The organism is Prosthecobacter algae (assembly GCF_039542385.1).
GTDB classification, from domain to species: Bacteria; Verrucomicrobiota; Verrucomicrobiia; order Verrucomicrobiales; family Verrucomicrobiaceae; genus Prosthecobacter; species Prosthecobacter algae.
Genome location: NZ_BAABIA010000009.1, coordinates 160669 through 172822, shown reverse-complemented (window position 1 = coordinate 172822; position 12154 = coordinate 160669). Strand labels below are relative to the sequence as shown.

The 12154-nt window shown below is 58.9% G+C and carries 11 protein-coding genes; 7 read left to right on the top strand and 4 right to left on the bottom strand.

Annotated elements, in window-relative coordinates:
- Window positions 1-25: 25 nt before the first annotated feature.
- Complete coding sequence (locus ABEB25_RS19990; RefSeq protein WP_345738209.1) at window positions 26-1411, top strand: right-handed parallel beta-helix repeat-containing protein; 1386 nt, start codon at window positions 26-28, stop codon at window positions 1409-1411.
- A gap of 36 nt (window positions 1412-1447) precedes the next feature.
- On the opposite strand, the gene ABEB25_RS19985 is transcribed toward ABEB25_RS19990, so the two are convergent.
- From ABEB25_RS19985 to ABEB25_RS19970, 4 genes are read right to left on the bottom strand one after another with little or no spacing between them, the layout of a single operon-like run.
- Entirely contained in the window at window positions 1448-2494 is a 1047-nt protein-coding gene (locus ABEB25_RS19985; RefSeq protein ID WP_345738208.1) for an NHL repeat-containing protein, read from the bottom strand.
- 38 nt (window positions 2495-2532) lie between these two features.
- Complete coding sequence (locus ABEB25_RS19980) at window positions 2533-2844, bottom strand: hypothetical protein (protein WP_345738207.1); 312 nt, start codon at window positions 2842-2844, stop codon at window positions 2533-2535.
- 10 nt (window positions 2845-2854) lie between these two features.
- Window positions 2855-3736, bottom strand: a complete 882-nt coding sequence (locus tag ABEB25_RS19975; protein ID WP_345738206.1) for a transglutaminase family protein — start codon at window positions 3734-3736, stop codon at window positions 2855-2857.
- A gap of 28 nt (window positions 3737-3764) precedes the next feature.
- Complete coding sequence (locus tag ABEB25_RS19970; RefSeq protein ID WP_345738205.1) at window positions 3765-6308, bottom strand: circularly permuted type 2 ATP-grasp protein; 2544 nt, start codon at window positions 6306-6308, stop codon at window positions 3765-3767.
- Window positions 6309-6674: 366 nt separating this feature from the next.
- Here ABEB25_RS19970 and ABEB25_RS19965 point away from each other — a divergent pair, with 366 nt between their 5' ends.
- The 6 genes from ABEB25_RS19965 (at window position 6675) to ABEB25_RS19940 (ending at window position 11976) form a co-directional block, all read left to right on the top strand.
- The gene (locus tag ABEB25_RS19965; RefSeq protein WP_345738204.1) at window positions 6675-7469 is read left to right on the top strand and encodes a DUF3450 family protein; all 795 of its coding nucleotides are present in this window, start codon (window positions 6675-6677) and stop codon (window positions 7467-7469) included.
- 26 nt (window positions 7470-7495) lie between these two features.
- Window positions 7496-9004, top strand: coding sequence for a MotA/TolQ/ExbB proton channel family protein (locus ABEB25_RS19960; RefSeq protein WP_345738203.1), 1509 nt, complete (start codon window positions 7496-7498; stop codon window positions 9002-9004).
- Between the two features lie 2 nt (window positions 9005-9006).
- Window positions 9007-9414, top strand: coding sequence for an ExbD/TolR family protein (locus tag ABEB25_RS19955; protein ID WP_184206823.1), 408 nt, complete (start codon window positions 9007-9009; stop codon window positions 9412-9414).
- Window positions 9415-9438: 24 nt separating this feature from the next.
- Window positions 9439-10122, top strand: coding sequence for an energy transducer TonB (locus ABEB25_RS19950; protein ID WP_345738202.1), 684 nt, complete (start codon window positions 9439-9441; stop codon window positions 10120-10122).
- Window positions 10119-11489: a tetratricopeptide repeat protein gene (locus ABEB25_RS19945; RefSeq protein ID WP_345738201.1), complete on the top strand. Its 1371-nt coding sequence runs from the start codon at window positions 10119-10121 to the stop codon at window positions 11487-11489. Before ABEB25_RS19950 ends, ABEB25_RS19945 begins: the two co-directional genes overlap by 4 nt.
- Window positions 11490-11658: 169 nt before the next feature.
- The gene (locus ABEB25_RS19940) at window positions 11659-11976 is read left to right on the top strand and encodes a PadR family transcriptional regulator (RefSeq protein ID WP_345738200.1); all 318 of its coding nucleotides are present in this window, start codon (window positions 11659-11661) and stop codon (window positions 11974-11976) included.
- The last annotated feature ends 178 nt before the right edge of the window (window positions 11977-12154 follow it).

Below are 12154 nucleotides of genomic sequence, written 5' to 3'. Positions count from 1 at the left end.
GATGGATCTTGGTCTTTGGCAGAGTATGAAGAAGGCGGCCTACGCCTTTTTCATGAAGCCTGTCTTTCTCCTGACTTATCTGCTCTTTTGTGCCTCCGTGTCTGCTATACAGGTGGACCCGGTGAATGGTCACGATGCGAATGACGGTGTGTCTGCACCGGTGAAAACGATCGCGCGTGGCGTGAAGCTGGCGCAGCCCGGAGATACCGTTCACCTCACCCAAGCTACTTATCATGAAAGCGTAGTCCTGGCCGCTAAACGAGGCCTGCCAGGCAAGCCGGTGACGGTGGATGGCCACGGCTCAGTCATCGAGGGAAGTGAACCAGTGCAGGCCGTGGACTGGGAGTCTCTGGGAGATGGCCTGTTCCGAAAAGTGAAGCTCATGCCACACATGGATCCAGCCATCCTGGGTCGCTGGTTTTTCCTTTGGAATGGACGTATGAACCACATGGGACGCACTTCGAAAGGTCCCAGTCTGCCTCTGAAAAAAGTGGCCGATCTGCTGCCCGACGAGTGGACGTATGTGCAGGAGGAGGACGCCTTTTATGTGAAGCTGCCTGCGGGGCAGGGACTGGATGCAGCGAACCTCCGCTACCCTCTGCGCAGCAGCGGTGTGGCGCTATCTGGCAACGGGGCGCATCTGGTGGTGCGCAATCTCACCTGCACGCATGTGTATAACGACGGCTTTAACATCCATGGCGACCAGGTGGACACCGTGTTTGAAAACATCGCCGCGATTGATTGTGGGGACGATGGCTTCAGCGCCCACGAAGCAGCCGAGTGCCGCGTGGACGGCTTTGTGAGCATGGGCAACTCTACCGGACTTTGCGACACCGTTTCCAGCGTGACCCACTTCGAGAATGTCTTCATCAGCGGCTGCCTGGGGTATGACATCTTTTTCATCGGCGACTCCCCGCACAGCATGGAAAATGTGCTGGTGGAAAGCAGTGCTGCCTACCCGCTGTCTGTGGCCCAGCATGTGGACCGCCCTCAGAAAGGGCTGAGTCGCGTGACGCTGAAGAATGTGCTGATCCGTCGTGCGCCGGGAAAAGCGGGCGATGTCAAAATCACACGAAACAGCCTGCTGGTGGCAGAGAACTGCACCTTTGAGGGGCTCAACATGACGGTGACTCCAGGTGGCGAAATGAACCTAACGAAAAGTGTAGTGAAGGGTAGGGGGGCGAAGCCGGATGTCCTCATCTTTGATGAAGCCGTCTGGAAAGGGAGCGGTAATCGGTATGATCTGAAAAGTCTGCGGAAAGGGCCTGACTTCTTCACGGAAAAGAGCTTTGCTGCGTTTCAAAACAAGGTGAGCAGTGAGGCGGACTCGAAGTGGACAGAGGGCGCGGCTGCGGAACCTGGCATCGGTGCCGATGAAACGGGGCTGGAACGGTTGCGCGCCCCGAAGTGACCAGAAGGCGAAATGTTGGTTAGGCAGGTGCGCGGTTTAAACCTTGCGCAGCTTGTAAGGGTAGGCCTTGTCGGCATTCCACTGGCAGGCGTAGAGGCTGCCTTCATCATCCATGCAGACGTCGTGGACGTTGCGAAAGACGGGTTGGTCTTGCAGCAGCAGTTTCACCTGGTCTCCTGCGTATTCGGGGGGCTGGCCGCCTGGGGCGGAGATCACCCGGTTGTCCTTGTCCAGGATGACAATGAAACCGCGCTCCCGCCACATGCGATAGTCCCCAGGCTTCATGCCAAAACAGACGCCGGAAAGCAGGAGATCACCGGCAATGACAGGGCGGCTCATGAAGGCCCCAGGGAGATAGACGGAGCGGACGTATTGCCCATCCAGCGTGTACCAATGGAACTCATTGCGCACTCGCTCGGTGCAAAGAACGAGTGGGGTCGGTCCGCGTGAATCAATGGCCACGCCGTGGGCCTGCATGAACTTGCCGGCATTCATGGCCTGGGTGCTGAGACCGCCGAACTTGCGGATGAATTTCCCCCGGCTGTCAAAGTGCAGGATGAACTGGGAGCCGTAGCCATCCGCCACGTAGATGTCCCCATTGGGGGCGATGGCTGCCTCGGTAGGTGCGTATTTTGAGATGGCGTCATAGGCTCCGCAGTCTTTGGCGTGAGGCAGTTTCATCAAGACCTCGCCCTTCAGCGTGGTCTTGATGACGGCACCGCCGGAGGGATCACAGAGCCAGAGGCATTCCTTGCCATCACGGCTGTCGAGGGTGAGGCCATGGCCGCCATTGAGCTTCAGTGTCCAGGCATCGAGGACCTGGCCTTCCTTGTCAAAGATGAGGATGTTGTTGCGTGCCTCATTGGTGATCATGATGAGGCGCTTCTGGGCATCCATGACCATTTCATGGCAGTCTTTTACGGGATGCTGCTCACGCTGGGCCTTGCACCATTCCAGGTCCACTTGGTAGCGATGCTGGCCGTGGCCGATGGTGCTGCCCTGGAGGCTGGTCTTGCTCTGCGACCTAACGAAAGGTGCGGCAAAGGCGGTGCTGGCGGCGGCGAGGAGGGTGCGGCGTTTCATGCGGCAGTAAACACCGTGGAGGTAGGCAAACTATCGGTTTACCGTTTTACGACAACCTGCCCGCCTGAATAGTGCAGGAGGTGGCCTGAAAGTCCGGTGAGTGTTTGCCGGGAAAGGGCGATCTCCGTTTCGCCCACGAAGAAACGATGGTGGGCAGGTGTGCTGAGCAGGGAAACCCAGGTGAGCTGCCACCAGGCATTACCCGCCTGCGGACCTTCACGGCAGCGCACATACTCGAGGGCCAGCAGTTCACCGCCGTGAGCAGGGGATTCAGCCAGATTTTTTTCGCTCAAAAAATCAGCGAAGGGTTGGGAGTAAAAGAAGCCACAGGGGTGGCGGTGAAGCTGCATGGGAGAGTGCTCAGTCTGGCTCCGGCAATACATCCACGGCGACCTGCAGGCGCTGTTCTCCCGCACCGATGGTGACCCCGCGCAGCGGGCTGACATCGGCAAAATCGCGCCCCCAGGCGACGGTGATGTGGCGTTCCGAGGGCAACACATTGTTGGTGGGGTCGGCATCCATCCAACCACAGATTTCCCCACAATAGACGGAGACCCAGGCATGTGAGGCATCGGCACCAACCATCTTAACCTGGCCTGGGGGAGGCATGGTTTCTAAATAGCCGCTGACGTAACGTGCAGGCAAGCCGAGTGAGCGCAGGCAGGCGATCATGACCTGGGCGAAGTCCTGGCAGACGCCGCGCCGCTGTTTCAGGGCCTTTTCCACTGGGGTGGCATAGTCAGTGGCGGCGGGGTCGAAAATGAAGTCTTCATTGATGCGGCGGTTCAGATCGCACACACCTTCCAGAATCGGCCTCCGGGGCGGGAAGGAGGGGCGTGCATAGTCAGCAAACAGAGGGCCGACGGGTATGAGGGTGGAGGCAAAGGTCAGTTCCCCTGCGGCCGTGGTGGCATTAAAAACATCGCTGCGGCAGGCATCGCGAATACTTTCCCAGGCAGGTGTGCGGGATGGGTCAAAGATCTTGGCCCTTTCCACTTCGACGAGGCTTCGGGCGATGACTTCCAGCTTTTGATGGGAGCCCTCGATTTCAAAATACACACTCGCGTTGCCAAAGTAGTCGGATCGTTCGGACCGCTGCACTGGCTCGGGACGGATGGTCAGCTCATGCCACGGACACTCCTGGAAAGGCAGGGCACGTGGCTCCAGCCGAGCCGTGTAGTGGCCGACGGTGACCGGGCTCTCGTAGTTATACGTGGTCCGATGGATGATGTTGTAACGCACGAGGGTTTAAGGTTGGAGGGTAGGAGGGTCATTCCATCCGCCGGATGGCATGGCTGAAGTAATGCTCGGTAATGATGTCGGAGAGTTTTTCCAGGCCGAGGGTCAGGGTGTCGCAGGTGGCGGTGACTGCGGCCTGGAGTTCCGCCGGTGTGCGGGCGAGGGTATTGAGATTAAGCGAACTGAGGTCTGAGAGGAGAACGTCGGTCTGCTGTTTTTCCGGCATGCGGGAGTCCAGGGTGGGATCCATGGGCAACTGGCTGGCCTGACGGCCAAGAACCATGAGCTGATGGGCCACGGAGCGCGGGTTGATATCATTGAGCAGCAGCAGATCCAGCACCGGGGCCAGCACGGGCCGGGCGAAGTGCAGACGGCGATAGGTCATGGTGCTGTCACAGATTTCCAGCAGGGGGCTGAGGATGCTGTCATCCTGGGGGGCTTGTTTTAGGGTGCCTTGCAGGAGGGTGAGGATGATGTTAGCCCGCTCCAGCCGGCGGCCGATTTCCAGAAATCGCCAGCCGTGGCCACGGGTCATGTTTTCATGCTGCATGCCACCCAGGGCGGCGAGATCTAGCACAAGGGTGTCGAGCGCACTCTGTGCGGCGGAAAGGCTGAACGGTCCCGCTGGCAGGCGGGCATCGCGGTCCAGCCGGTTGAAGAGACGCCACATGTCGTCCGAAAGGCGGTCGCGCGCGGCGGAGGCATTGTAGCGCAGACGGCCCAGGAGGTCGGGTACGCTGCCGTCGCGTTTGGGGTCTTGAACCAGGGCCTGCAAGTGGTCGCGCAGGCTGGTGGTACCGGTGGGCAGCAGGCCGATCTCCACCATCAGTGCCACGCAACTCTGAGCCTCGCGGCTTTGCACGAGGCCGCGTTCGCTGGCGAGGCGCTGCATGACGACACGGGCCATGCGCACGGTGAGCTCCAGCCGCTCTGCATAGCGGCCTAACCAAAAGAGATGATCTGCAGCCCGGCTGGGGACGCCGCTGGGCGGGCGGGCCGGACGGATGACGATGGGCTGCTGGCTGAGGTGGCCAAAGGCGGTGTCCTCCGTGCCATCGCCGAGCACCCAGGTATCCTTGCTGATGCCGCCACTGCGCATGGTGACGAGCCAGCGCTGGGGCTCTGGGCTGACGCGGGCCAGGCCACCGGGCATGGTGGCAAAGCCATCTCCCTGGGCGATGGCAAACGCACGCCAGACGAGCGAGCGGGGCTCTATCTTGCTACCGTTCCAGGTGGGGGTGGTGGAGAGGCTGAGAACCTCCTGCGCCACCCATTCATGCGGGGCTGCGCGGATGCTTTCCAGCAGGCGGGCCTTTTGTTCCTTTTCCTGGTCCTTGATGAAAACGGGGTCGCGGGCACCGCGTACGAAGGCGGGTTTCACGACCCAGCGGTCCGGATCCTTCATCATCATCTCCAGTTCCCGCCGCTGGCCGCACCACCAGGTGGGGACGCAGGGCAGCTTCAGCTCTTCCCCCAGGATGTGGCGGCAGAGGCCTGGCATGAAGGGGTGGAGGGCAGGGGTTTCGATGACACCGGTGCCCAGGCCATTGGCCATGGCGATATTGCCGCTGCGCCAGGCCTCCATGAGGCCGGGTGTGCCGAGGAGGGAGCCGGAATTCAGCTCCAGTGGATCGCAAAAGACATCGTCCACGTGGCGCACCATCACCTCCACCCGACGCAGACCCTCGAGGGTTTTGAGCTGGGCATTCCGGTCTCGCACGGTGAGGTCTGCCCCTTCCACGAGAGGGAAACCGAGGTAGCGCGCCTGGAAGGCATGCTCAAAGTAGGTCTCATTGTAGGGGCCCGGCGTCAGCATGAGGATGCCTGCATCGCCATGGCGGTGTTTCGGTGCGAGGGAGCGCAGCATCTCCCGCTTCAGCTCGAAGTAGTTGGCCAACCGACGGACGCGGGAGGCATTGAACTCCTCCGCATACACGTTGGACATGACAATGCGGTTTTCCAGGGTGTAGCCATGGCCGCTAGGGGCCTGCGCGCGGTCTGCCAGCACCCGCCAGGTGCCACCGGCATCCCGCACCAGGTCACAGCCGAGTGAGAAAATGAACTTTCCACCGGGAGGATTGACGCCCATGACGGGGCGAAGGAAGCTCGGATTGGCCTGGACGATGCCAGGGGGGAGCAGCCCGTCCCGCAGAAGTTTCTGGGGGCCGTAGAGGTCCAGAAGGATGGCATTTAGCAGGCGGCCACGCTGATCCAGCCCCTCTTGTACACGCCGCCAGTCCTGCTCTGCCACGATGAAGGGCAGCAGATCCAGCATCCAGGGGCGGCTGGTGCCCAGGGCATCGTCATAGATGTTGTAGGTGGCTCCGTGGTCTGCCAGCAGGCGCTGGATGCTTTCGCCACGCTGTTTCAGGTCCGCATCTGAGCACTGGGCGAGAAAGCTGCCAAAGGTCTTCCAGTGGGGGCGCAGCTCACCGTTGGGCAGCACCATTTCGTCAAAGACGCCAGGCATGGCCCGGTAATTGAGCAGGCATCCGTCGAGGCCACGCATCTGCTGCTGCTGGGACTGGCCCGCAGGCGGAAGGGGTTCGAGAGGGAAAGGCTTGGGGTTGGACATTCGGCGGGGCACTCCTTCATCGCCAGAATGGCGGGATCAAGCAAGGAAACAGATTCAGTGCCAAGGCGGGCAGGGAAGTTGACAAAAGCCGGGAGTTACGAAACAGGCACTCAATTTACGGTTCACGCCGGAATTTGGCGAAACGAAGATCGCGGCTTTTCGAGGGTGAACGGCCCCCTGTTTGTCGGAACCGTTTCACAAATGGAAGGCAAATGAGCTTTTCTGGGGCCCCTGTCGCAGAGCCTTTGTGACTGTTTTGTCACCGTAATCATCTTTGGATTTCAGGGACGTGACTTCACTATCCGGGCCGCAGCATAGGCCCTTCACAAGTCCTCGTGCGCGGGAAATCCGTCCTACTGATTCCACGTGAACACCTCCGTCCTCAGACTTTTTCCAATGCTGTGCCTCGCCATGATCGGCCTGGCCTCCGGTGCCGAGCCTGCCGCTGCCCCTGCGGATGCGGGCGATTCCATGAACCATGCTCGGTCGCTTTTGCAAAAGTGGGCTGAGACGGAGCGCCTGATCGCCTCCGAGCGACATGAGTGGGAGCAGGGCAAGGCCCTCCTTGAAGGCCGAATTACCCTGGTAGAGCAGTCCGTGCAGGAGATGAAAAAGAAGATCGCTGAGGCTGAGACCAAGCTGGCCGATGCCAAAAAACGTGCGGCTGAGGTGGAGCTGGAGAAAGCCCAGGCCAAAGAGGCCAGCGATGCTTTGCTGGCGGCTGCTGAAGAATTGGAAAAAGGTGTGAGGGCTCTCGTTCTTCGCGTGCCGACGAACGTCAAAGAGAAGATTAAAGTACTGGCAGACCGCATTCCCAAGGAGGGTGCCGAAGTCAAAAACATCACGGCTGCGGAACGCTACCAGAACGTGCTGGGCGTCCTGAATGAACTGAACAAGGCGAATTTGGAAATCGCCTCCCTGCCGGAAATTCATGAAGTGGGCAACGGCAAGAAGGCCGAGGTGAAAACGGTCTATATCGGTCTGGGGCAGGCTTACTTTGTCAATGCTGCCGGTGACATCGGCGGCGTGGGTGTCCCCAATACGGATGCCTGGGTGTGGAAGACAGATCCCACCATCGCCAAGAGCATGCTTGAAGTGCTTGAGGTTATGAAAAAGACGGTGAGCCCCAAGCTCGTCGAGCTACCAGCCACCATTGATTGAACCTTTTTTTGCCGCTTTTTAACTGTATGAAACCTTTTGTTATTCTTTGCGCTCCCTGGCTGGCTCTGGCCACGGCCCATGCGCAGGCGCCCACTCCTTCAGTGTTCAATTCAGCCGCCACCTCGGCCAAGAAGGACTATGAAAAAAGCCTGGAGGATCTGTCCAAAGTGCGGGCGGAGATCGACAAAGACAAGGAGCCGATGAATCGCAAGCTCTCCGCTGCGGAAGCGGAACTGGCATCTCTCCAGGAAAAATTTGCGCCTCTGACGCGTGAGCTTGATCAGGCCGAACTGAACGTGGTGAACCTCAAAAATGAGGTCAAGCTGGCCACCGATGAGGGCACCTACCTGACGAACATCATGGATGAGTTTACCAAGGGCTATGAGTCCAAGGTACACGTCAGCGAACTGCAGCGTCTGGGTGAGGCCCTGAACAAGGCGAAGGCTGCGAGTGATGATGAAAAAGCCACGGCGAAGGATCGTTTCATGGCGCAGGTCGGCCTGATCCGCGCGGCTATCACCCGGCTTGCAGAAGTCATCGGTGGCACCCGTTTTGAAGGGCAGGCCGTGGACAGCCAGGGCTTCGTGATGGATGGCAAATTTGCCCTCATCGGTCCCATGGCCTTCTTTTCCGCCAAAGGCGGCACGGGCTCTGGCATTGCGATGCCTCAGGTCGGTTCGCCCATGCCGATCATCCGCAGCATCACCCCAGAGATCAATGCCTCCATCGCTACGCTGGTGGAGACGGGCAAAGGCATGCTGCCGCTGGATGCCACCCTGGGCGGTGCCATCAAGGACTTTGTGACCAAGCACAGTTTATTAGACACTTACAAGCACGGTGGTCCCATCATGCACCCGCTCCTGCTTGTCAGCATTCTGGTTTTCGGCACGGCCATGGAGCGTATCTTCTTCATCCTGCGCGAGAAAAAACGCCGTCAGCCGAGGGATGTGCATGAGATTTTGGAGGCTGTGGAAGCCGGCAGTTTTGACAAGGCCATCAATCTGGGCCGCAAATCCAAAGATTACGTGGCCCGTGCCCTGTCCCACGCTCTTGAGCATGTGGAAACGAACATCTCCGATGCGCTCGGCATGGCCGCCTCCATGGAGATCAAGCGCTTCAAACGCGGTTTCTTCGTCCTCGATACGGGCATGACCATCGCCCCGCTGCTGGGACTTCTGGGCACGGTGACCGGGATGATGGCTTCTTTTGCCGCCATCGGTGCGGACATGGGGGCTCCCTCTGCCATTACAGGTGGTATTGCTGAGGCGCTCATCGCTACGGCCTTCGGTCTGGTCATCGCCATGACGGGTCTGGTGCCTTTCAACTACCTCAACAACATGGTGGAAGATGCCGAGCATGAACTTGAAGTCGCGGCCTCCAAGATGGAGCTCATCATTGAGAAGAATAAGAAGCACGAGGAAGAGTTGCGCCACCGTCACCGCCAGATGTTGGCCGGTGAAAGTGGTGGACTCCAGCAGATCACTGGCAAGGCCGCCGCCAGCAAGCCCCTCGGCCAGGACCCTCTCCCCGCCTAACCATGAAGTTTCGCAAAAAGCCCAAAAAGCACGCCAAGATCGAAGTGGTGCCGCTCATTGACGTGGTCTTCTTCCTGCTGGCCACATTCGTCATGGTGTCCCTCTCCATGACCAAGAACGAAGGCATCACGGTGAACAATCCTGCGGCCTCCACGGCCAGCCCGAAGGATAACAAGGATGCAACCCTGACGCTCAGCCTGGCCCAGACAGGAGAGATCTTTTTCAACAAGGAAAAGATCAATGCCGCCCAGTTGCCTCTGCGCCTGCAAAGCTTCAAGTCCGCCAACAAAGACGGCCAAGTGGTGGTGAATGGAGACGGCGACGTGCCTTATAAATTCATTGTTACCGTGCTGGATGAGGCCCGCAAAGCTGGCTTCACCAAGATCGCCCATTCCGTCGAGCGGAAGTAACTTCGCTGCCACGATCCTCCTGTCATGAAACAAGCTGTTGTTGGCCTGCTCGCTGCCCTGGGGCTTCATGCCATCGTATTCCTCTTTGGCGGTTTTTTGATTCCTAAAGGTGAAGAAGGCGTGAAGAAAAAGGAAGTGCTCGTGGAGGTGGAGGTGAACAAAAAAGAAGAGAAGAAGGTGGAGGAGGAGCCCAAGGAAAAGCTGGAAGAGCCCGTGCCTGACATTGAACAGGACATGAAGGACTTTCGCGAACTGGCGGCTCCGGCTGCCTCTTCTCCTGGCCCTGCGCTCAGTGCCGCCAGCCTTTCAGATCTCAGCTCCGCCCTTTCCGGCGCGGGTGGTGGGGAAGGGGGCTTTGGCTCCTCGGTCGGTTTCGGCAGTGGGGTCATCGGTGGCAGCGGCTCCGGCAGCATGGGTGGCATGGGAGACATGCTTTCCGGTGGCCAGCTTGATAACAAGCCGGAACCTGTGAACCGCGCCTCACCGAAACTTTCAACGGCCCAGCGGCAAAAGGCCAAGGGGGTCGTTAACCTGATCATCGTGGTGGGGCCTGATGGCAGTGTCTCCAAGGCGGATGTGACCGATACGCCAGATCCTTCCATCAATGCTCCCTGCATCGAGGCCGCCCGCCAGTGGCGCTTCAAGCCCGGCACCCGTGCCGGCAAGCCCGTGTCTTTTAAACTGAAACTCCCCTTCCGATTCGAATGAAGCGTCTCCTCCCTGGCCTCTTGCTCCTTGGGTTTTCTCAGCTCCAGGCGGCCTCCTCCCACAAGGCCCCCTATGCCCTGCAGATGTGGAATGATCCGGCTTTTGCACGCTACTTCGTGGGCACCTATGGCAACATCCCGGATGTGGAGCCGGAGCTGAAGGATGCGGATCGTGAGATCTTGCAGCAGCTCTTGCCACTGATGGCGAAGCCGCTGGATGCCATCCAGTTTTTGTCCAAAGTGGTGGGCAAGGATTCCAATGCAATTTTCGATTTTCAGGTGGCCAGCCTTTATCTGGACAATGGGATGAATGATCCGTCCGAGAAGTGGTTTCTCTCCGCTCTCAACAAGGCCCCGGCTTTTCGCCGCGCCTGGCGTGGACTCGGCATGGCGCAGGTGAAGGCCAGCAAGTGGAAAGAAGCCGTCGCCAGCTTGGGCAAGGCCATCGGCCTGGGTATTCAGGATGGTCCCACCTACGGTCTGCTGGCCTATTCATTGCTGGCCCTTGAACGTGCCTCCTCGGCTGAAAGCGCCTATCGCCAGGCGCTCATGTTTGAGCCTGATTCGCTCGACTGGAAGATGGGGTTGGTTCGTGCCCAGCTCAAGCAGTTGAAGGCCGCTGAAGCTGCTGCGCTCTGCGATGAAATCCTGCGCGACCACCCGGACCGTATCGAGCTGCTGAGCCTTCAGGCCGAGGCCTACATCGCCATGAAGGAGAATGGCAAGGCGACTGAGAACCTTGAAATTTTGGTTCGTGGAGGCCAGGCCAAGGGCGATGACATCAAGCGCCTGGGGGACATCTATCTTGCTACCAATGAACCTGCCCTCGCGCTGAGTGCCTTCAGCCGTTGGCTGGAACGAGGCGATAAAAAACCAGCGGAAGATGTGCCGCACATCGTCATGGTGGCAGAAAATCTCTCCGCCCAAAACGCCCTGCCCGAAGCTTCACTTCTGCTGGCCAAGGCCAAGTCTACGTCAGACAAGCAACTGCCGAAAGAAGTCGAGGCCAAGATGCTGAAGGTCGAGGCCCGTCTGCAAATGTCCGCTGGCAAAGGTGAGGCCGCAGCCCCTATCCTGCAACGCGTGGTGGAGCTGAACCCGATGGATGGCGGTGCCATGATGCTGCTGGGGCAACATTTCGCCGATGCCAAGGACAGTGTGAAGGCGACGGCCTACTACGAGCGCGCCACCAAGATTAAAGAAACCGAGCCCGATGCGCTCATCCGTCTGGCCCAAATGAACATCGCCGATGGCAAGCTGGCCGATGCGCTGCCAATGCTGAAAAAGTCCAACGACCTCAAACCCCGCGACGGCGTGCAGAAGCTGATCCAGGACCTGGAGAAGTTTTTGAAGAAGGGCAACAAGTAGCAGGCGGGCTGCATCTGCGGCTGCTCTATCGAGCGAACTTACAAGAAGCGCAGCTTGTAATGGATCCATGGCAAGGTGTCATGAAGGGACAGTTGCTGTCCCCTACCTGAGACTCTGCATTCGAGACTTGGCATCCGCCTTAATTGCGGCCAATGTTTTCTCGCCTACCATGGACCTAAAGCTGATCAACCGCGAGATCCTCCTTTCTTTTTGGAAGGTGCATATCTTGTACCACGCCACCGATGGTGAGGTGGTGGGGCAGTGGATGATCAAGGAACTTCGCCATCATGGGTATGATGTCAGTCCTGGAACTCTATATCCTTTGCTGAAGAGAATGGAGAAAAACGGCTGGCTGATCTCCACGGTGGATGCTTCACGTGGACCGAAAGCACCACGGGCCTATCGCATCACTAAGGAAGGGCGGGGCGTGCTAAAGATCGTGCGGCAACAGCTCAAGGAACTGGGCGTGGAAGTGGGGCGGCATTGAGGATCGTTTATTGAGTCCATGGTGGGGGGCCGTCAGCCAGACAGTCTAACTTGAGGCTGATGCCGAGAAGTATCCGTTTTTTTAGCGGGCTTTTTGTTCTTTTTGAAAGAAAACTGCGACGCTTCGTTTTACGGTGCCCGTAATCGCTTGTCGATTGTTTGTTGGCCTTCACTTTTGA